General features: G+C 55.6%; 17 protein-coding genes. 16 read left to right on the forward strand and 1 reads right to left on the reverse strand.

Annotation, left to right across the window (positions count from 1 at the left end; genetic code table 11):
- Positions 1-4: 4 nt before the first annotated feature.
- Positions 5-1315 (reverse strand): acetyl-CoA C-acyltransferase FadI, encoded by a 1311-nt coding sequence (gene fadI, locus K0H80_RS12385; RefSeq protein ID WP_220071778.1) that lies wholly within the window; start codon positions 1313-1315, stop codon positions 5-7.
- Positions 1316-1723: 408 nt separating this feature from the next.
- On the opposite strand from fadI, the gene K0H80_RS12390 reads away from it, so the two are divergent.
- The 16 genes from K0H80_RS12390 to K0H80_RS12465 all read left to right on the forward strand — a co-directional run bounded on the left by K0H80_RS12390 (position 1724) and on the right by K0H80_RS12465 (position 19993).
- Positions 1724-2680: an AAA family ATPase gene (locus K0H80_RS12390; RefSeq protein ID WP_011866224.1), complete on the forward strand. Its 957-nt coding sequence runs from the start codon at positions 1724-1726 to the stop codon at positions 2678-2680.
- Positions 2680-3609 carry a DUF58 domain-containing protein gene (locus K0H80_RS12395; protein ID WP_220071779.1) on the forward strand — a complete coding sequence of 310 codons (930 nt, stop codon included), beginning with the start codon at positions 2680-2682 and terminating at the stop codon, positions 3607-3609. Before K0H80_RS12390 ends, K0H80_RS12395 begins: the two co-directional genes overlap by 1 nt.
- Positions 3610-4104 (forward strand): DUF4381 domain-containing protein, encoded by a 495-nt coding sequence (locus K0H80_RS12400; protein WP_220071780.1) that lies wholly within the window; start codon positions 3610-3612, stop codon positions 4102-4104.
- On the forward strand, positions 4092-5111 hold the full coding sequence (locus K0H80_RS12405; RefSeq protein ID WP_220071781.1) for a vWA domain-containing protein: 1020 nt from the start codon (positions 4092-4094) through the stop codon (positions 5109-5111). The genes K0H80_RS12400 and K0H80_RS12405 overlap by 13 nt, the downstream gene beginning before the upstream one ends.
- Positions 5108-7165, forward strand: a complete 2058-nt coding sequence (locus K0H80_RS12410; RefSeq protein WP_220071782.1) for a vWA domain-containing protein — start codon at positions 5108-5110, stop codon at positions 7163-7165. Before K0H80_RS12405 ends, K0H80_RS12410 begins: the two co-directional genes overlap by 4 nt.
- Positions 7159-8799: a BatD family protein gene (locus K0H80_RS12415; protein ID WP_220071783.1), complete on the forward strand. Its 1641-nt coding sequence runs from the start codon at positions 7159-7161 to the stop codon at positions 8797-8799. The genes K0H80_RS12410 and K0H80_RS12415 overlap by 7 nt, the downstream gene beginning before the upstream one ends.
- A gap of 84 nt (positions 8800-8883) precedes the next feature.
- The gene (locus tag K0H80_RS12420) at positions 8884-9447 is read left to right on the forward strand and encodes a sigma-70 family RNA polymerase sigma factor (RefSeq protein WP_144200587.1); all 564 of its coding nucleotides are present in this window, start codon (positions 8884-8886) and stop codon (positions 9445-9447) included.
- A complete protein-coding gene (locus K0H80_RS12425) occupies positions 9440-10144 on the forward strand; it encodes a DUF3379 domain-containing protein (RefSeq protein WP_220071784.1) in 705 nt (234 codons plus the stop codon). The genes K0H80_RS12420 and K0H80_RS12425 overlap by 8 nt, the downstream gene beginning before the upstream one ends.
- Before the next feature lie 375 nt (positions 10145-10519).
- Positions 10520-11971: a sodium/proline symporter PutP gene (putP, locus tag K0H80_RS12430; RefSeq protein ID WP_220071785.1), complete on the forward strand. Its 1452-nt coding sequence runs from the start codon at positions 10520-10522 to the stop codon at positions 11969-11971.
- Between the two features lie 381 nt (positions 11972-12352).
- Positions 12353-13669, forward strand: a complete 1317-nt coding sequence (locus K0H80_RS12435; protein WP_220071786.1) for an OmpP1/FadL family transporter — start codon at positions 12353-12355, stop codon at positions 13667-13669.
- A gap of 105 nt (positions 13670-13774) precedes the next feature.
- On the forward strand, positions 13775-14161 hold the full coding sequence (locus tag K0H80_RS12440; protein WP_220071787.1) for a VOC family protein: 387 nt from the start codon (positions 13775-13777) through the stop codon (positions 14159-14161).
- A gap of 74 nt (positions 14162-14235) precedes the next feature.
- On the forward strand, positions 14236-14946 hold the full coding sequence (locus tag K0H80_RS12445; RefSeq protein WP_011866235.1) for an SIMPL domain-containing protein: 711 nt from the start codon (positions 14236-14238) through the stop codon (positions 14944-14946).
- A 114-nt stretch (positions 14947-15060) separates the two neighbouring features.
- Positions 15061-16077, forward strand: a complete 1017-nt coding sequence (locus K0H80_RS12450) for an efflux RND transporter periplasmic adaptor subunit (protein WP_220042810.1) — start codon at positions 15061-15063, stop codon at positions 16075-16077.
- A gap of 30 nt (positions 16078-16107) precedes the next feature.
- Positions 16108-19362 carry an efflux RND transporter permease subunit gene (locus K0H80_RS12455; protein WP_220071788.1) on the forward strand — a complete coding sequence of 1085 codons (3255 nt, stop codon included), beginning with the start codon at positions 16108-16110 and terminating at the stop codon, positions 19360-19362.
- An 11-nt stretch (positions 19363-19373) separates the two neighbouring features.
- Positions 19374-19586: a YgaP family membrane protein gene (locus K0H80_RS12460; RefSeq protein WP_011866238.1), complete on the forward strand. Its 213-nt coding sequence runs from the start codon at positions 19374-19376 to the stop codon at positions 19584-19586.
- Positions 19587-19678: 92 nt separating this feature from the next.
- Entirely contained in the window at positions 19679-19993 is a 315-nt protein-coding gene (locus K0H80_RS12465; RefSeq protein ID WP_398351624.1) for a rhodanese-like domain-containing protein, read from the forward strand.
- The last annotated feature ends 600 nt before the right edge of the window (positions 19994-20593 follow it).

Here is a 20593-nt window from a genome sequence, read left to right on the forward strand (position 1 = left end):
GAGATCACTCCACTTCTACTATCATAGCTGCACCTAAACCGCCCGCCGCACAGGCTGTTGCCAGACCGGTACCGCCGCCACGTCGTTTGAGCTCGCGACACACCTGAGTGATCAAACGCGTCCCGGTCGCCGCAAACGGGTGACCATAGGCCAAAGAGCCGCCCAAGACGTTGAACTTAGTCATGTCGATCTCGCCGATGGCGCGATCGCGACCCAGTTTCTCCTTGGCAAACTTCTTCGAGGCAAACATCTGCATGTTGGCCAGGGTCTGCGCCGCAAAGGCTTCGTGCATCTCGATAAGGGTAAGATCCTCAAGCTCCATGCCGGCACGTTTCAGTGCCAACGGCGTCGCATAGGAAGGCCCCATCAACATATCCTGCCACACGTCGATGGCGCTAAAGGCGTAACTCTTAATATAACCAATCGGCTCATAACCCAGGGCCTTGGCACGGCTCTCGCTCATCAGGAGGACCGCCGAGGCGCCATCGGTCAGTGGCGTACTGTTGGCCGCCGTCACAGAGCCGTGTTTACGGTCGAAGGCTGGACGCAGCTTGGCGTAAGAGTCGAGCGAAGAGTTTTCGCGAATGTTGTTATCTCTGTCGATGAAGGATTTGTATGGCGGTACGTGCGCCACCATCACCTCATCACGCAGGTGGCCCGAATCCCAGGTCTCTGTCGCCAGGGTATGTGAGCGATGCGCCAGGGCATCTTGATCGGCGCGGCTGATGTTATAGGTCTTGGCCATCTGCTCGGCGGTCTGTCCCATGGAAAGGCCGGTCGAGTATTCGGCAACCGCAGGGGGCACAGGAAGCAGATCTTTCAGTCCAAGGCGACGAATAATAGCCAACTTTTGACCAAAGCTGCGCGCCTTATTGAGATCTACCAAGGCGTGAGCCAGCTTCTTCGACACGCCGATAGGCAATACAGATGATGAGTCGGCGCCGCCGGCAATCCCTATCTCGATATTGCCCGTCATGATGGACTCGGCCACATTGACCGTCGACTGGAAACTGGTGGCGCAGGCACGTGTCACGCTATAGGCATCGGTGGACACATTCATGCCCGTGCCTAAGACTATCTCGCGGGCGATGTTGGGCGCCGCTGGCATCTGTACTACCTGACCATAAACGAGCTGTTCAATCTCTTTCGGGTCGAGTTCCGAGCGAGACAGGAGTTCGTTCACCACCATCTTGCCCATATCCAATGCCGACACCCCATGAAACGCGGTCGCCTGTTTAGCAAAGGGGGTTCTAAGCCCCATCACTATCGCAATGCGATCGCCCTTCGCGTTCCTTACTTGCTGTAATTCACTCATCTTTTGCCCTCGTGACGCGTCTGATAGAAACGCTTCTACTAACGCCGTTATTATTCTTCCCTACCCCGTTGCCGGGTATCTCGCTACACTCTCGCAACAGGTCAGACCATCAAAGTGTGATCTGATTCTAACTTCTTATTTCAAGGTTTTAAACACCTGTTTGGTTTTTAAACGACAAATATCGAAAAAGATGTTGATTAACAATGTTTAATAAAAGCAAAATTAGCCATTAATGCCGGTTTAATTCCCAGTTTAAGCATGCTAACTTATTTTGCTGATTGAAATTTGGCGCCGCCAAGCCCACAAGGTCATCCAACTCACCTAAGGCTGAGGTAAGGCGTTTATCACTGAATTTTTTACCCGATACGCTGTCTACAGCTCACACAATAGATAATACCGAGTAGCATCATGCCCTTAAGTCGATTTCATGCATTACGTGAATACCTGGATAAAGTGATCCTGGGTCAACCCACTCTTACCGAAAACTTATTGATCGCACTGATTGCCGATGGTCACTTACTGGTTGAGGGCCCGCCGGGTCTGGCCAAGACACGTGCGGTCAAGGCGCTGAGCGATGGCGTAGAGGGGGACTTTCACCGTATTCAGTTTACCCCGGACCTACTCCCGGCGGATCTCACCGGCACCGACATCTATCGCGCCCAGACGGCCACCTTCGAGTTTGAGGCAGGCCCTATCTTTCACAACCTTATCCTGGCCGATGAGATCAACCGTGCGCCAGCTAAGGTACAGTCGGCGCTACTGGAAGCCATGGCCGAGGGCCAGGTTACCGTGGGTAAACAGAGCTACAAGCTGCCAAAACTGTTTCTGGTGATGGCGACACAAAACCCGCTGGAAAACGAAGGCACCTATCCCCTGCCCGAGGCGCAGCTTGACCGCTTCCTGATGCACCTGAATCTTGACTACCCCAGCGCCGCCACCGAATTTGAGATCATGCGCTTGTCCCGCAGTGAAGCCCTCACCCAGGAGCTGCCAAAGGTTGAGCCTATCGCCCAGGAAGAGGTATTCGCCGCCCGTAAGGCCGCGCTGGATATCTATCTCGCCGAGCCGCTGGAGCAGTATATTGTCAACATCGTGATGGCCACCCGCCAGCCACAGCAATACAGCGATCAACTGGCTAACTGGCTGGAGTATGGCGTCAGCCCGCGTGCGACCATCTCCATCGAGCGCTGCGCCCGCGCCCGCGCCTGGCTGATGGAACGCGACTTTGTCTCGCCGGAAGATATTCAGGCCGTGGTGCCCAACGTACTGCGTCACCGCCTGCTACTCAGCTATCAAGCCCAGGCCGAAGGCGTGAGCAGCGATCAGGTAATAAACCATATTCTGAGTCAGGTAGCGGTGCCTTAATGGGACAGAATGCTTTACCCCTATTTGCCGATGGCGTCTCCCTCAATCAGAAAGAGCTGTTAGCCTGCCAAAATCTTGCCCGGGCCCTGCCCGAGCGCAAGAGCAAGGCGCGCGCGGCACTAGCCGGCCACAGAGCCAGCAGCATCAAGGGACGGGGAATGGAGTTTGCCGAGGTTCGCCATTACCAAGCCGGCGATGATGTGCGCACCATAGACTGGCGAGTGACTGCCCGCACCGGCAAGGCCCATACCAAGCTTTTTGTCGAGGAGCGTGAGCGCCCGGTATTACTGCTATTGGATCTCAGCCACAGCCTCTATTTCGGCTCGAGTCTAATGCTACAATCGGTGCAGGCGGCGCATCTGGCAGCCACCCTGGGCTGGGCCGCCGTCGGTCACGGCGATCGCCTGGGCGCACTGATCGCCAGCGAGGCCGAGCATCTCGAGCTTAAACCCCGCAGCCGACAAACCGGCATGCTGGCACTTATCTCTGCCATAGAGCAGGTCCACCAGCAGCAACTTCATCAGCTAAATCAGCCGGTGAAACAGCCCGAGCACATCTTCAAGGCCTGTCAGCGCCTGAGGCGAATCGCCAAGCCTGGCTCGCTAATCTGGATCATCAGCGATGGCAGCCATTTCGGCCCCCAGTGTCTGGGACCACTGAGCGAGCTTAAACGCCACTGCGATATCGGCGCCTTTCTGATCACTGACCCCCTCAGGCAAGGCACCCTTAAGCTGCCGCCCCAGTTTCAATTTCCGGTGAGGGATGGCGATAAGGAGCTGATGTTAGACAGACGCAGCTACGATGCCTGGCTGGCTCAGCAACAAACACAGCAACAGGGATTTATCACCATGATGAATCAGATCAACGCGCGGCCAAGACGCATCGACGCGGCCCAGCCGTTAAACCAACAAATTGGAGCCCTGAGGTAAATGCAAGCGGCAAGTCAACCTGCGCTCGCCAATCTGCAGGATATCATCACCCCGCCCCCGGTCGGCGTCTGGCCCCTCGCCTATGGTTATTACCTGCTGGCGCTACTAGTGCTTATGCTGATAGCGGCCCTGTTCATCTATATTAAACGCAGAGGCAAGCTGCTGGCGGCCAAACGCGAGGCGCTTACTCTTCTCTCTAAGGTGACGTCAGAGGCCCCTCAACTACCGCTGGCGGTCAACAGCCTGCTAAAACGCAGCGCCATGAGTTATCTGCCCCGGGAGCAGGTCGCCTCACTACAGGGCGATGCCTGGTATGCCTGGCTAAGGGCCCAAGTGCCGAGCATGGATCCTATGCTGCCAAGCCTGTTGGAGAAGCGTTTCCAAGCAGATAAGCTCTCACCAAGTGAGGCCACGCAACTCCTCGATGGCGCCAAAGCCTGGCTACAGCAGGCGCTGCCACTCAAGGCTGGCAAGGAGGCGTCATGTTCACACTAGCCTGGCCCTGGCTACTCATATTACTCCCGCTGCCGCTGATTTTTTCTCTCGGCAAAGCAAGCGGCAGCAAACAAGCCACGCAGACGGGCGGCGGTCATCTACAGATGCCCGGCGTCGCTGAAGCGCCAACGACAAGGTTCGATCACTCCCCTCGCCGAAGCCGCTGGCCCTATTGGCTCATCTGGACGGCGCTGGTATTTGCCGTTGCCCGCCCGCTATGGGTTGGCGATGCAATAGAGCTCCCCAGCAAGGGACGCGACCTCATGCTGGCGGTGGATCTGTCAGGCAGTATGCAGATAGAAGATATGGTGCTGAATGGTAAGACGGTCGATCGTTTCGCCATGGTACAGCAGGTAATGAGTGAGTTTATTGAGCGCCGCAAGGGCGACAAGCTGGGGCTGATACTGTTTGCCGATCACGCCTATCTGCAGGCGCCGCTCACCCAGGACAGACGCTCGGTGGCCCAGTTTCTCACCGAGGCGCAAATCGGCCTAGTGGGCAAACAGACCGCCATCGGCGAAGCTATCGCGCTGGCGGTTAAACGCTTCGACAAGGCCGAGCAGAGCAACCGCGTGCTTATCCTGCTCACCGATGGCTCAAATAACTCGGGTAGCATCACGCCGGAGCAGGCCGCCGATATCGCCGCCAAGCGAGGCGTAACCATCTACACCATAGGGGTGGGCGCCGAGGTGATGGAGCGCCGCACCCTGTTTGGCAAGGAGCGCGTCAATCCGTCGATGGATCTCGATGAGACGCAGCTCACCCTGCTGGCCCAGAAGACCAAGGGGCGTTACTTCAGGGCACGTAACTCAGATGAGTTAGAGCAGATCTATCAGGAGATAGACAAGCTAGAGCCTACCGACAGCGACCAACTCAGCTATCGACCACAGGCGGAGCTCTTCTACTATCCCTTGACCATTGCCCTGCTTGTCAGTGTGCTCATGATGTTAAGTGGCTTCGCTGCCGTGCAGGCCTTAGTTCAACGTTTACCACGGAGCGCCTCATGATCCATTTTCTCCGTCCCGAATGGCTGTTGGCCCTCATCCCCCTGGCGCTATTGCTCTGGCTGCGAAAGCGCCAGCGACATCAGGCCTCTAGCTGGAATCGCTATATCGCGCCGCACCTAGCCAAGGTGTTAGTGAGCGGTCAGGCAAGCAACAAGAAACAACACTTGGGCCTCATCGCCTTTATCTGGCTCGTTAGCGTCCTGGCGCTCTCTGGCCCGGCGCTGACCAAGCAGCAACTACCGGTATTTGAAGCCAACCTTGGCAGGGTGATAGTGATGGATATGTCGCTCTCCATGTACGCAACCGATCTGGCGCCTAACAGGCTGACTCAGGCCAAGTTCAAGGCAACGGATCTGATTAAAAGCCTCAAGGAGGGCGAGACGGGTCTTGTGGCCTACGCCGGCGACGCCTTTACCATCAGCCCGCTGACCCGGGACAAATCAACTCTACTAAACCTGCTGCCAACCCTGTCGCCGGAGATCATGCCTGTGCTGGGCTCCAACCTGCCAGCGGCGCTAGAGCAGGCCAAGCAGTTACTTGTTCAGGGCGGTCACCTCAAGGGCGAGATCATCTTGCTGGCCGATGGCGTGAATCCGGACCAAATCGGCGAAGCCAAATCGATACTGGACGATACTCAGTATCGTCTCTCCATCATCGCCATGGGGACAAACCAGGGCGCCGCCATCCGCTTACCGGATGGACAACTGATGCGTGACCAAAGCGATCAGGTGGTGGTCAGTCAAACGGACCTCGCTCAGCTTAATAGTTTAATTGGCAACAGCGGCGGCAAGTTGTTTGCCTACCGCGCCGATGGCAAAGATCTTGAGTCACTGACCCAAAGCTTAAGCCTGGAGAGCGATGCCAAGACCGCAGATCTCCAGGGAGAAGCCTGGCAAGATCTCGGCCCCTATCTAACCCTGCTCCTGCTGCTACCGGCGCTGCTGAGTTTCAGACACGCCTTCGCCGCACTGGCCTGCCTGGCAATTCTCGCCCCGAGCCCTGAGGCCCAGGCTGCCAGTTGGCAACACCCCTTCTCCACAGACGATCAGAGAGCGATGCAGGCCTATCAGGCGCAAGACTATCAAGGTGCGGCCGAGCAGTTTACCTCGCCCCAGTGGAAGGCCGCATCCCTGTACAAGAATGGTGATTATCAAGAGGCGCTCGAGCTTTTCGAGCAGGATGACTCGGCGAGTGGCCTGTTTAATCAGGGCAACAGCCTGATGCAACTCAATGACCTTAATAAGGCCATCGAGCGTTATCAGCAGGCGCTCAAGAAAGACCCTCAGCTTACTCAGGCCAAGCAAAATCTTGAGATGGCAGAGCAGCTAAAGCAGCAACAGCAAGCTAGCCAAGATCAAGGCCAATATGATAACGACCAGTCGAATCAGGACTCAAATAAGCAAGAGCAGTCCCAACAAGATGGCGCCGGGCAAAATCAAGGCCAGCAACAAGGCCAAGGCGATCAGCAATCGGGCCAGGGATCGAGAGGCCAGCAGTCTCAAGGCCAAAATGATCAGGGCCAGAATGCTCAGGGAGAGAATGGGCAAGACTCAAACCAGCAAGGCACTGACCAACAAAGCACTGGCCAGCAAGGCGCTAGCCAAGAAAGTCCTGAACAACAAGCCTCTGGCGAGCAGGATGCCAGCCAGGATGGTCAGTCGCAAGACCAGCAGGCAGGCGCCGCTAATGACGCTCAGATGAGCGCCGATCCGGCCAAGGACGCCAAAAACCCAATGGACGCCAACGCGAGCCAATCCGACGCTGGCCAGCAGATGGGACAGGGGCAGCAGGCGCAAGACGAACAAGACAGCCCCGAGAATCAGGCCCAGGCCGCGAATATGACCCAGGGCAAACCCGGCGAGGGCGATGAACAAGGCGAGCCGGTCGCGGCCGCAACCAACGCCATTGCGCCAGAAGATCTGCCCCCCGAGATGCAGCGCGCCCTTACCGGGGTGATAGACGACCCTCAGGTCTTGCTGCGCAACAAGATGCAACTGGAATATCAAAAACGCCGCCGTCAGGGGGCGACCATAAAGGACAATCAACAGTGGTAATACGACGCTTTTTGACCTTAGCCTGTTTGGCGCTCTGCCTGTCGGCGCCAGCCTATGCCTTAACCAAGGTAGAAACATCGGTAGACAGAAACCCCGCCATCCAGGGGGAATATCTGGTGCTCAGCATCAAGGCCGATGACGATGTGGACAACGCCAGCCTGGATACCAGCGGTCTGTTAAAAGACTTTATCGTCGGGCGTACCAGTGTCAGTCGCAGCACCCAGATCATGAATTTCGACGCCAGCAAAGAGACCCGCTGGCAGATCCTGCTGGCGCCCAAGCAAACCGGCACTGTGATCATTCCCGCCATGACCATAGATAACATAAGTTCAGATCCCATAGAGCTCAAGGTGGCCGCCCCCGGCAGCCAACCCGAGCAGATGAAGAATCTATTCATCCGCAGTAGTGTCTCGACCGAGACCGCCTATGTGGGCCAGCTGATCACCTATAAGGTCAAACTCTACCTGGGCGTCGAGCTGCAACGGGGCGTACTCAGCGCGCCCAACGTCGAGGGGGCGCAGCTTAAGCAACTGGGGGAGGATGTCGATGGCGCAGAGATCATCGATGGCCGTCGCTACCGGGTGATCGAGCGCACCTATAGCCTGATCGCCGACGAGCCCGGCACGCTGTCGCTCTCCGGCGCCAGCTTCTCCGGTGATGTCTTAGTGGAATCTTCCCGTCGCGGCGGCATGTTCTCCTTCAACGAGAGCCGTCCCATGCAGGCCAAGGCCGCCCCGAGTGAGATAGAGGTGTTGCCTATCCCCGCAGGTTATCAGGGCGACTGGCTGGTGAGCGATCTCGTGGTCTTAAAAGAGGACTGGAAAAAAGATGCCCAGTATCAGGTAGGCGTGCCCATCACCCGCAACATCAGCCTGCTGGCCTCCAATGCTGACGACACCAGCCTGCCCAGCATCAGCCTGAGCCTGCCTGACTCCTTTAAGGTCTATCCGGAAAAACCCCAGCGCAAGACCTATGTGCGCGATAAGCAGGTGGTCGCCCAGCTCAACCAGACCACGGCGATAGTCCCGACACAGCCCGGCAGCTATACCCTGCCCGAGATCCGTATTCCCTGGTGGAACAGCCGTACCCAGAAGCAGGAGTTCGCCACCCTGCCCGCGCGCAACATCAGCGTCGCGCCGGCTAGCGCCAACCAGGAGAGTCCGCAGCTCACCACGGTAACACCACAATCGGATTCGAGCGGCCTCTGGCCGGCCATCAGCGCCCTGTTTGCCCTGCTCTGGTTGGCGACTAGCCTGCTCTGGTACCGTCACTACCAAGCTTATCGTTATCGCGCCACGCCAAGCGGTGCAGACGAAGGTGCTACGAGTCACGCGCCCAAAGCCACGGATGCGTTACGTCAATTTGAAATCGCCTGCCGGGATGGTAAGACGGGCGATGCCCTAGTTGCCCTGCAGCGTCACATGAGCCAGCAGGCCGGCAAGCCAATGACCCTGACCGATATCGCGGCCCTAAGCTACGATCTCGACCAGGCGATTCAAGCCATTCAGCGTCAGGGATACAGCCCTGATGGCCAGGGGCTAGAGGTTGAAAAAGTGATCACTGCGGTGAAAAATGCCCCAAAAGCTGCGCCCCACAGCACACAATCTGCTTTAAGGCCCTTAAATCCGCTCTAACAACTTGCCTCAGGCGCGCCAATGGCGTTAACGTAGTCGAAACAATTGACGCGCCTCCCCTCCTTTCTATGCTGCGAGTAAAAAATGTTTAGCGTGATACGAAATAAAAAACCGAAAAAGTCGGTCAATAGAGACATGCTGAATAAACAACGACGATACGATAGCCTTGTCAGGGCACTTCATGGCGATCTGTTCCGCTACGCCTTCTGGCTGTGCGGGGATAAACATATCGCTGAAGATATCACCCAAGAAACCTTCTTACGCGCCTGGCGCTCCTTGGAATCACTCAAAGATGACAAGGCCGCCAAGGCGTGGCTGATCACCATATTACGGCGTGAAAACGCCCGCCGCTTCGAGCGTAAGCAGTTCGACTACTCGGATGTGGAGCAGGCCGATATCGCCGACCATATCTCTTCCTCCAGCGAGGAGAACATGGAGCAGCATATGCTCAGACGCCAGATAGCCAAGCTCGAAGCCGAATACCGCGAGCCCTTGATCCTGCAAGTGATCGGCGGCTTCAGCGGCGAAGAGATCGCCGATATCTTAGATCTGAATCGTAATACCGTAATGACTCGCTTATTTCGCGCCAGAAATCAGCTAAAAGAGATACTCGATGACACGCAAACCAGGGGGCGCTCTAATGGATGAGCTCAAATTCCGCCGCGAGGCCTATGAAAATCCAAACCGTCAAGACGACGAGTTTCTTGCGTCGATGCACGAGTCGAGTGAGCGCACTGCCTTTGTCAACGATCTCAAGCTATTAGACAAGAAACTCGAATCCGCCCTCAAGATAGAGGTGCCAGAGGATCTCGAGGCTAAACTGCTGCTCAATCAACAGCTGCATCAGCATCAGGTGGATCGCCGCAAGACAGGCTTTACCCTGGCCCTGGTGGCCTCTATCGCCTTCATCGCTGGCATCAGCTTCACCCTGCTGCGTCTCGCCCCGGTGGATCTGGGACAGCACGCCCTGGCTCATGTCTATCATGAAGAGATGGCGATGAAGAGTGAAGAGAACATCAGCGTCGATGAGGTCAATACTCAGCTGGCCTCGTTGACTAGCCTGAAGCATGCCCACTTTACCGAGCAGCCCGGTCGCGTGCTCTACAGCACCTACTGTGACTTCCAGGGGGTGAAGAGTATCCATCTGGTGATGCAGGGCAAGCAAGGCAAGGTCACCCTATTTATCGTGCCGCTGGAAGATCGCATGGTGCTCGAGGAGGCCTTTGCCGACAACCGTTATCAGGGAATGGGCTTCAAGTCTGACAACGCCTACGTCCTCTTGGTCGGCGAGCATGCCACAGATCTGGATTTTGTCAGAGACGAAGTGAAAGAGTCTTTCATCTAGGGCTCCTACCGTTAGACCAGAGTCCAAGGCACATTCCAATTAGTCAGGTAAGCTAATACAGGGAGTCGACCACAGGTTGGCTCCCTTGCACTTGCACTTACACTTGCGAGCTTTGATTTAACCCCACGGCCACTAACATATACGAGCCGCAATCCGCCAATATGACCAACAAAGCCACAACATTTCCGCATAACTTGGCAATTAATCGACCGATAAAGCCTAGATCTTGATCACATTTCACGGCAGATTTGGGCTAGCGCTCAAACATCTGCTAGCATACAGGCTCATTTAAAACAGACATGTCAGCGCACTTTGACGCTGGGCTCACATCCCGGCTAACAAAAGGCATTGGCATGAGAACAATATGGCGAAAGCATGAATATTGAATTACCGATATTAGTTACTTTTTTCGGCTACCTCATCCTCATGATGGGCATTGGCCTTTGGGCATATAAAGCAACCGACTCTGTCGACGATTATATTTTGGGTGGCCGCTCCATGGGACCAGCCGTCACCGCTCTCAGCGTGGGCGCCTCGGACATGTCCGGCTGGCTGCTGCTGGGACTCCCCGGCGCCGTCTATCTCGGCGGCTTGGGCGAAGCCTGGATCGGCATAGGCCTGGTATTTGGCGCCTGGCTAAACTGGCTGTTCGTGGCCAAACGCCTGCGGATCTACACCCAGTTTACCGACAATGCCCTCACCCTGCCGGACTTCTTCGAGAAACGCTTCGAAGACAAGCAGTCCGTGCTTAAGCTGGTCTCGGCGATCACCATTCTGGTTTTCTTCACCTTCTATACCTCGTCAGGCATGGTGGGCGGCGCCATACTGTTCGAGAAGGTGTTTGGCCTTGACTACAACCTGGCCCTGCTTATCGGCTCTGGCATCATAGTGGCCTACACCTTCGTCGGCGGCTTCTTCGCCGTGAGCTGGACCGATTTCTTCCAGGGCTGTCTGATGCTGATCGCCCTGCTGATCGTGCCGGTCACCATCTTCAGCCAGCCTGAGACCCAGAACGGCATCCATAGCCTGGATCCTGCCATGCTGTCACTGCTGAGCGATAACACCACTATGATAGGCCTGGCATCTCTGCTTGCCTGGGGTCTTGGTTATTTCGGTCAGCCCCATATCCTGTCGCGCTTCATGGCCATCGGCAGCGCCGACGATCTTAAGGTCTCGCGCCGTATCGCCATGAGCTGGATGATAGTGGCGCTGATGGGCGCGCTGGCGACCGGTCTTGCCGGCACCCTCTACTTTGCCGATCAGCCTATCGACAACCCAGAGACCATCTTTATCCACCTGGCTCACGCCGCCTTTAACCCATGGATCGGTGGCCTCTTGGTGGCGGCGATTCTCTCGGCCATCATGAGCACCATAGACTCACAGCTGCTGGTCTGCTCTAGCGTGATCACCGAAGACTTCTACAAGAAGTGGCTCAGACCCGATGCCAGCAGCAAGGAGCTGATGATGATTGGCCGTATCGGCGTGCTGACCATAGCCGTCATCTCTGGCGTCATCGCCCTGAACCCTGAGAGCAGTGTGCTGAGCCTGGTAAGCTATGCCTGGGCAGGCTTCGGCGCGGCGTTTGGCCCTGTGGTGATCCTGTCTCTCTTCTGGCGTGGCTATAGCCGCAATGGCGCGGTAGCCACTATCATCGTTGGCGCTATCACAGTGGTGCTTTGGAAGCAGAGTACCGGTGGCATCTTCGACCTGTATGAGATCTTGCCTGGCTTCCTCTTCGCCACCCTGGCCGGTGTCTTAGTCAGCCTGGTCTCGGCGCCAGCCGACAGCACCCGCGAACAATTTGAGCAATTTAGCCAGAAACTCTGAGGCAAGGCTCCCACTTCGCTGACGTAAAAATGAGCGGAAGATCAAAAAAGCGTACAAGTGTACGCTTTTTTTATACCGCATAAATTTTACTTACAATTTGCCATTTCACAACCCATTAACTTTTAGCAAAACCTTAATCAAACCCAGAAGCTACGTGGCATAGCGCCATCAAGCACCTCTTCAAACAACAGCTAACTTTCCCGCATAAAACCGGCCATCCATTTAACACAAAATCAACAAAAAGTTGTATCTGGTCGGAGTTGTTGAGGTAACACCTCATCCCTACTATGCACGGGAATTATAAAATGGACCTGGCCGCCACGACTCAGGCACAAGCATGAGCACAATATGCAGCCGGGCCGACAATAACGAGAACAAACTATGAAGCGTTTCAACAAGACAATACTCGCAGTAGCCGTCACACTCGCTAGCTCACAGGCGATGGCCGCCGGTTTCCAACTCAACAGCCAGTCAGCCACTGGTGTCGGCCGCGCTTTTGCCGGTGATGCCGTCATCGCTGACAACGCCTCAGTGCTGTCTCGCAACCCAGCGGCCATGGCCCTGTTTGACGAGAAGCAACTTTCTATGGGCCTGACCTACGCCGATGTCGAAGTCAGTGTTAAAGATGTTTACATCGACTCGCTAGTGGGCCCGATCCACTATGGTCATGTGGATGATGCGGCAGAAGCCAAGATCATCCCTAACTTCTACTATGTCAGCCCAGTTAACGACAAGTTTGCCTATGGCGTTGCCATGTTCAGCAACTTTGGCACAGGTACCGACACTACCCCTATGTCACAGCAGCTGGTTAACGGCCTGCCTGCCCCGCTAGATCTTTTGGGTAAGACAGAAGTGACCACGCTCAACTTCAACCTGAGCGCCTCTTACCGCTTTAACGACCACTTCAGCGTCGGCGCCGGCGTCGATGTGATCTATGGTCAAGGCACCCTGACCCGCGGCGGCCTGGTACCGACTCAAGCCGGTGCAGTGCAGCAAGATCTTGTGGATGTTGACGCCGACGGCGTAGCATTTGGCGGCATCATAGGGGCAGTGTATGAGATCAATGCCGATCACAGATTCGGTATGAGCTACCGTTTCAGCCCAGATTTCAAGGCGACGGGCGACATCAACATGTATAACCCAGTTGCCGGTGCCAACGTCGCCTTCGATGAGATCAACATCCCTATGCCGGATATCTTCCAGATGGCGGGTTTCCATCAGCTAACCGAGAAGTTTGCCCTGCACTACACGGCGCAGCTGACCACTTGGGGCGATTTCAAAGAGATCACAGTGACCGACGGCACCATAGGCGGCGTGCCTGTGGCGCCAGAGGCTAGCCTCAAGACCTACGCCTGGGATGACTCTTGGCTGTTCAGCGTCGGCGGTACCTACACCCTCAACCAAGACTGGACACTACGTGCCGGTTACATGTTTGACCAAGGCGTCGTTGGCGAAGTCAGCTCTATCTCCATCCCTGACTCTGACCGTCAGTGGTTCACCGCTGGTGCCACCTATAACCTGGGCAAACACGCGAGCCTGGACTTCGGTGTCGCCTTCATCCGCGGTGAAGATGTAGACCTTATCGAGCACAGCGCCATCACAGGCGGTCTGCCAATCGGTCCTGATACCGGCATGGTTCACGCGACCACACGCTCGAACGCCACTTACTACTCTATGCAGTACAACTACAAGTTCTAACTTGTATCACTGCCCCCAAAAAGCCGCAGCCTACTGCGGCTTTTTTGTAGTTATCGGAAAACTTTTCTACAGTTAATACAAAGCTCCCGTGACGACAGATGGACAATGGCAAAAGTAATTGGTTTAGGTGGCATATTTTTCAAGAGTGACGATCCCCAGCGACTCGCACTGTGGTACAAGACCTACCTGCAGGTGCCGGTAGAAAACTGGGGCGGCGCGGCCTTCTACCTCAATAATCTGATGCCGATGGCCGCCACCGGCTACAGCGTCTGGACCCCAATGGGGAGAGACACAGATTATCTTCACCCCTCTAGCAAAGAGTTTATGTTTAACCTGATCGTCGACGATCTCAACGAGGCCCTCTCCCAGGTGGCCGAAGGCGGCGCCGAGCTTTTGGCCGAAACCGAGGACTCAGAATTTGGCCGATTCGGCTGGTTTATCGACCCCGACGGCAACAAGGTCGAGCTCTGGCAACCAAGCACCCAAACCTGAGCGCTGTTTCCCTGGAAAACCAAACGAAACAAGCATATGCTGGCTTTATCCCATAGCAACTCGGACGCTTATCCATGCAAAAATCACTGGCAAGTATTCTCTTAGGCGGCTTCATCTGCGCCGGTCTCTATCTGTTAGGCACTAGCCTTGGCGATAGCATCATCAAGATGCGTGCCATGGAAAGAACCGTCACGGTCAAGGGCCTCGCCGAAGTCGAGGTAAAGGCCGATACCGCCATCTGGCCCATCCGCTTCACCCAGGTAGACAATGATCTCAATAACCTCTATCAGGAGGTGCAAAGCAAGACGGATAAGGTGATAGCCTTCCTGATTAAACAAGGCTTTACGCAAGATGAGATCTCAAGCTCCCTGCCCTCCATCGAAGACAGGCAGGCCCAGGGTTATGTAGACCCTAACGTCAAATACCGCTACGCGGCCCAGGTCACCGTATCCCTTTACACTAAGCGGGTGGATCTGCTGCTGGGCACCCAGCGCAATCTTATCGAGCTGACTAAGGAAGGGATTGCCATTTCCAACCAGGATTACAATGGCCGCACCGAGTTTCTCTTCACCGGCCTGAATGAGCTTAAGCCGCAGATGGTGCAGACGGCCACGGAGAATGCCCGCCAAACCGCCGAGAAGTTTGCCAAAGACTCCGCCTCCCAACTTGGCAAGATTAAACAGGCGTCTCAGGGGCAATTTACCATCAGCAACCGTGACAGCAACACGCCGAGTATCAAGAAAGTCAGGGTGGTTTCGACCCTAACCTATTACTTAAACGATTAGTTTTAAAGGGGCAAAGGATTTTCGCCCCTTCAATCGTATTTTTCTAATAAAAGATTGCACAAGCTTAAAAAGTCCATTAGAATTTTCTTATGAAGTTTTAAGAGGTGATCTTCCATGCAAGTACAACACACACTTTCCATCGGCATTTTGCTGTCACTCGTCAGCCTGGTATCTGGCGCCAGCGAACTGCCCACCATGACGGTAGCCAAACACTCTCAGCCCCAGTGGATCACCTTAGATGCACAGCTTGAGGCGGTAAAATCGGCGACGGTATCGGCGCAAACCTCGGGCCGCATCATCAAGATCAACTATGACGTCAACGATATCGTGCCCCAGGGCGCATCCTTGCTGGAGATCACCAGCAAGGCCCAGGGCGCCGAGCTGGCGGCCGCCGAGGCCGACTTTGCCCGCGCCCAGGCCCAAAACGAAGAGGCGCAGAAACAGCGTAAGCGTTATGAGCAGCTGTTCCCCCAGGGGGCCATCTCCCAAGGCGATATGGATCAGGCCATCGCCAACGCCCGCGCCTCGGCCCAGGCGGTCAGCGCGGCCAGGGCCCGTATCATCCAGGCCAACGAGTCTCTGCAGTACACCACTGTCAGCGCCCCCTTTGCCGGCGTGGTCACCAAGCGCCATGTAGAAGTGGGCGAAACCGTGTCTCCCGGCCAGGCACTGCTGAGCGGCTTTGCCACCGAGCATATGCGCGCCGTCACCCATGTGCCCCTGCGTTACATAGATGCGCTGCGCGCCAATCCCAAGATGAAGCTAGTACTGACCAACGGCAAGGAGCTCGAATCAGACGCCCTGACCATCTTCTCTTTCGCCGATGCCAAGAGCCACAGCTATAAGACACGTATCGACCTGCCACCGCAGGAGCCCAACCTGATGCCCGGCATGTGGGTCAAGGCCAGCTTCAACGCCGGCGATCGCAATACCCTGACCATCCCCGAGTCAGCGGTGATCTACAACAACGAACTGAGCGCGGTCTACCTGATGCAGAACAATCAATTCATGCTCAATCAGGTGCGCCTGGGCAACAAGCAGGGCGATAGCTTCGAGGTGCTTTCGGGCCTGAGTGATGGCGACACCATCGCCATCGACGCCTATCAAGTGCTGCTGAAGCTGAAACAATAGATCTGGTGATCGAATAGGAGCCGTATAGATATGAATCAGCAAGATCGACACCAAGATAATCCGCACAGCCCAAAACGTCTGGGATTTTCCGGACGCCTGGCGGCCATGTTCCAGCTGAGCGCCATCACCCCCTTGCTGGCCCTGCTTGGCCTGCTGCTGGGGCTGTTTGCCGTCATGGTGACCCCCAAAGAGGAAGAGCCGCAGATAGATGTCACCTTTGCCGACATCTACATCCCCTTCCCCGGCGCCACGCCGAGCGAGGTCGAGCATCTGGTGACCCAGCCCATGGAGGAGGTGATCTCGCAGATCAAGGGAATAGACACCCTCTACTCCTTCTCACAACCAGACGGCGCACTGATCATCGCCATCTTCGAGGTGGGGATCCCGCGCAACGAGGCGATCGTCAAGCTCTACAATCAGGTCTATTCCAACAAGGACAAGGTTGCCAGCCAGGCAGGCGTGGGCGAGCCACAGATCAAGCCCCGCGGCATCGACGATGTGCCCATCGTTAGCCTGACCCTATGGTCGAAAGACAAGGCGCAATCTGCCGAGCAGCTAACCCATATCGCCAAGGGATTGGAGAGCGAGCTGAAACGCATTCCGGGCACCCGCGAGATCTACAGCGTCGGCAGCCATGAGATCAGCCTCAACGTGCGGATCGATCCCGCCAAGATGAGCTTCTATGGCCTCACCTACGACGATATCAACCGTAGCCTGTCGAGCAATAACCATGTCTCCATGCCGGTATCTCTGGTGCAGGATAATCAGGAGATCAAGGTTCAGACTGGGCAGTTTTTAAAATCGAAACAAGAGGTTGAGCAGCTGGTTGTCGCCGTGTATCAGGACGAGTCGGGCCAGAGCGCCCCCGTGTACCTGGGCGATATCGCCAAGATTAGGCTCAATAGCGACATCCCGACCCAGCACGCCTGGCACGGCGATAAGTCGGCCATCTATCCTGCGGTCACCATCGCCATCGGCAAGCAGCCCGGCGAGAACGCCGTGGATATCGCCAATGTGATCCTCGAGCGCTTGGACAAGATAGACAACATACTCGTGCCCGACGATGTCAACATCACGGTCTCGCGCAACTATGGTAAAACAGCGGGCGACAAGGCCAACACCCTGATCCTCAAGCTGGTGTTTGCCACCTCGGCCGTGGTGATCTTGGTCTTCCTCACCATGGGGCTACGCGAATCTGTGGTGGTGGGCATCGCCATCATCATCACCCTGGCGATCACCCTGTTTGCCTCCTGGGCCTGGGGCTTTACCCTTAACCGTATCTCATTGTTCGCCTTGATCTTCTCTATCGGCATACTCGTCGATGATGCCATCGTGGTGGTGGAAAACATCCACAGGCATATGGCGCTGGGCAAACGCTCCTTTGTGGAGCTGATCCCCGTCGCCGTCGATGAGGTGGGCGGGCCGACTATTTTGGCGACCTTTACCGTGATCGCCGCGCTGATGCCGATGGCATTCGTATCCGGCCTCATGGGCCCCTACATGAGCCCGATCCCCATCAATGCCAGCATGGGGATGCTGATCTCCCTGGCCATCGCCTTCATCGTCACCCCCTGGCTGGCCACTAAGCTGCTCAAGGGTCATCAACACCAAGGTGGTGATGGCGAGCATGATGTAGACGATCGCATGCTAAGGCTGTTTACTGGGCTGATCTCCCCCTTCGTCAGAGGCAAACAGGCCGGTAAGGCGAGGATTGGCCTGGGCGCGGCCATCGCCCTGCTGATCATGATCGCCGTCTCCCTGCCCGTGGGTCAGTTGGTGGTGCTCAAGATGCTGCCCTTCGATAACAAGTCGGAGTTTCAGGTGATGCTGGATATGCCAGAAGGCACGCCGGTTGAGCAGACCCAGCGCGTACTCAAGGCCCTAGCCATGGAGCTGGATAAGGTCGAAGAGGTGGACAACTATCAGCTCTACGCCGGCACCGCCGCGCCGATGAACTTTAACGGCTTGGTGCGCCACTACTTCCTCAGACAGAGCCAGGAGCTGGGAGACATTCAGGTCAATCTGGTTGATAAAGGCGATCGCGACAGAGACAGCCACAGCATAGCTTCAGAGGTGCGCCGCGCGCTGCAGGCCACCGCCAAGCAATACAATGCCAACGTCAAGGTGGTGGAAGTGCCCCCTGGCCCACCTGTGTGGTCGCCGATCCTGGCCGAGGTCTATGGCCCTAACGCCGAGATGCGTGAGACCGCAGCCAATGCACTGCAGCAGCTGTTCCACGATACCCAGGATGTGGTGGATATCGACATCTACCTGCCCGCTGCGCAACAGAAATGGCAGGTCAATATCGACCGCGCCAAGGCCAGCCTGATGGGCGTGCCCTACAGCAATATCGTCGATCTGGTGGCCACTTCGGTGGGCGGCAAGGCGGTGAGCTACCTGCACAAGCCGAATCAAAAGTCGCCAGTGCCTATCAAACTTCAGCTGGAGGAAGGCGCCAAGGTGGATCTCGAGCAGGTGCTTAACCTCAGGCTCACCAATGCCTCGGGGAACTCTGTGCCCGTCTCTGAGCTGATCACCATACACAAGCGAGCCATAGACGCGCCTATCATACGCAAGAACATGATCCCTATGATCATGGTGGTCGCCGACATGGCAGGTCCACTGGACAGCCCGCTCTATGGCATGTTCGAGATCGCCGGCAGCATCAATCAAGAGGGTGGTCTGGGCTTCGATCAACACTATGTCAAGCAACCCTCAGGGCTGGACAGCATAGCCGTGCTCTGGGACGGCGAGTGGAAGATCACCTATGAGACCTTCAGAGACATGGGTATCGCCTATGGCGTGGGCATGATCGCCATCTACCTCCTGGTGGTGGGTCAGTTCCGCTCCTACAGCGTGCCGCTGATCATCATGGCGCCTATTCCGCTCACCATCATAGGGGTGATGCCGGGCCATGCCCTACTGGGGGCACAATTTACCGCCACCTCTATGATAGGCATGATCGCCCTGGCGGGCATCATAGTGCGTAACTCCATCCTCTTGGTGGACTTTATTAATCAGGAAACCGCCGCGGGTGTGCCCTTCGAGCAGGCGGTGATCCATTCTGGCGCCGTCAGGGCCAAGCCCATCATGCTGACGGGACTGGCTGCCATGATTGGTGCCCTGTTCATCTTAGATGATCCGATCTTCAACGGCCTGGCCATCAGCCTGATCTTCGGCATCTTGGTATCAACCCTGTTAACCCTGGTGGTGATCCCCGTGCTCTATTACGCCGTGATGCGTCACCGCCCCGAATATTTTGCCGCGGTTAATCCGCAATCTTAAGGAGATACAGTATGTCTGTCGAACGTAGTATTTTCGCCTTTGCAGGCTTTATGGTCATGTTGTCTTTGCTGCTCACGACCTTTGTCCACCCTAATTTTATCTGGCTAACGGCTTTTGTAGGCGCTAATCTATTTCAAAGCGCCTTTACCGGCTTCTGTCCGGCCGCCATGTTAATGAAGAAGATGGGGATCAAGACGGAAGCGGAATTGGCCCGCATGAAATAACTCACAGATCACAAGGAGCCAACGTGAGACAAGCCAATAAGATGCTACCCAAATCAATCATCAGCCTGATGGCGCTGCTATTTGTCGCCATCATGGGCGTATCGGCGCCAAGCTATGGCGAAGAGAAAAACCCTAAGGTTGCCTGGGAGCATATACAGCAAGGGGCCATGGTCGTTGATGTCAGAACCCCGGAGGAGTTTGCCGAGGGACATCTAGAGAACGCGATTAATATTCCCTTTGAAAACATTGCCGAAGAGTTTACCAAGCGCGGCATCGCCAAAGATCAGTCTGTGGTGCTCTATTGTCGCAGTGGCCGTCGCAGCGGCATCGCTCAGGAGAGTCTGGTAAAGCTAGGCTACAGCAACACCTATAATGGTGGCGGCTATCAGAGCCTGGCTAAGCACTAGGAGAAGATGAGCTTAACGCTCAGACATCCCTAAACCGACTAAGGCATCCCAGGGTGCCTTTTTCATTAGCTGCCTTTTTCATTAGCTGCCTTTTTCATTAGCTGCCTTTTTCATTAGCTGCCTTTTAATTCCCAGTATTATTCACTAGTAGCCGTGTTCACTAATAGCCTCGTTCAATAGCAGCCTTGTTGACTAGCAGCCTCGCTCATTAGCAAGCTGGTTCGTTAGCGACCTTCTTAAACAGGCGCCTTTTCACAGATAATGCATGCCTCCCCCTTTAGAAGGCTAAGGATCTCGCGACATTAGGACGCTGCCAAATTGTAACAATTGAAACAACATATAACTATTCGCTATATGTTATTACACTTATGGAATAACGATTATCCTATAATTACAATAAGTTATAAATTAAGGTCAATTTTACGTCGCAGGTAATCAGGCAACGCACCGAGCAAATAAACAGGCTGAAAATTCGAATAAATACTCAAAAACACACTATCCCATCGGCGAAACAATCGTATTCACTGAATATTTTCTGCATAAAAATGCTCTACACAGATCGCTTCTTTTACCCAAACACTGACTTAACAGCTTGTTTAC

This window comes from Shewanella aegiceratis, assembly GCF_019457495.1.
In the GTDB taxonomy this organism is placed as follows: Bacteria; Pseudomonadota; Gammaproteobacteria; order Enterobacterales; family Shewanellaceae; genus Shewanella; species Shewanella loihica.

What these genes read in the sequence shown, in the direction of transcription:
- K0H80_RS12410 (WP_220071782.1), top strand. Translation starts at nt 5,108, where the DNA reads ATGATCCATTTTCTCCGTCCCGAATGGCTGTTGGCCCTCATCCCCCTG.
- K0H80_RS12420 (WP_144200587.1), top strand. Translation starts at nt 8,884, where the DNA reads ATGTTTAGCGTGATACGAAATAAAAAACCGAAAAAGTCGGTCAATAGA.
- K0H80_RS12440 (WP_220071787.1), top strand. Translation starts at nt 13,775, where the DNA reads ATGGCAAAAGTAATTGGTTTAGGTGGCATATTTTTCAAGAGTGACGAT.
- K0H80_RS12390 (WP_011866224.1), top strand. Translation starts at nt 1,724, where the DNA reads ATGCCCTTAAGTCGATTTCATGCATTACGTGAATACCTGGATAAAGTG.
- K0H80_RS12465 (WP_398351624.1), top strand. Translation starts at nt 19,679, where the DNA reads ATGGGCGTATCGGCGCCAAGCTATGGCGAAGAGAAAAACCCTAAGGTT.
- K0H80_RS12395 (WP_220071779.1), top strand. Translation starts at nt 2,680, where the DNA reads ATGGGACAGAATGCTTTACCCCTATTTGCCGATGGCGTCTCCCTCAAT.
- putP (WP_220071785.1), top strand. Translation starts at nt 10,520, where the DNA reads ATGAATATTGAATTACCGATATTAGTTACTTTTTTCGGCTACCTCATC.
- K0H80_RS12450 (WP_220042810.1), top strand. Translation starts at nt 15,061, where the DNA reads ATGCAAGTACAACACACACTTTCCATCGGCATTTTGCTGTCACTCGTC.
- K0H80_RS12445 (WP_011866235.1), top strand. Translation starts at nt 14,236, where the DNA reads ATGCAAAAATCACTGGCAAGTATTCTCTTAGGCGGCTTCATCTGCGCC.
- K0H80_RS12455 (WP_220071788.1), top strand. Translation starts at nt 16,108, where the DNA reads ATGAATCAGCAAGATCGACACCAAGATAATCCGCACAGCCCAAAACGT.
- K0H80_RS12425 (WP_220071784.1), top strand. Translation starts at nt 9,440, where the DNA reads ATGGATGAGCTCAAATTCCGCCGCGAGGCCTATGAAAATCCAAACCGT.
- K0H80_RS12460 (WP_011866238.1), top strand. Translation starts at nt 19,374, where the DNA reads ATGTCTGTCGAACGTAGTATTTTCGCCTTTGCAGGCTTTATGGTCATG.
- K0H80_RS12405 (WP_220071781.1), top strand. Translation starts at nt 4,092, where the DNA reads ATGTTCACACTAGCCTGGCCCTGGCTACTCATATTACTCCCGCTGCCG.
- fadI (WP_220071778.1), bottom strand. Translation starts at nt 1,315, where the DNA reads ATGAGTGAATTACAGCAAGTAAGGAACGCGAAGGGCGATCGCATTGCG.
- K0H80_RS12400 (WP_220071780.1), top strand. Translation starts at nt 3,610, where the DNA reads ATGCAAGCGGCAAGTCAACCTGCGCTCGCCAATCTGCAGGATATCATC.
- K0H80_RS12435 (WP_220071786.1), top strand. Translation starts at nt 12,353, where the DNA reads ATGAAGCGTTTCAACAAGACAATACTCGCAGTAGCCGTCACACTCGCT.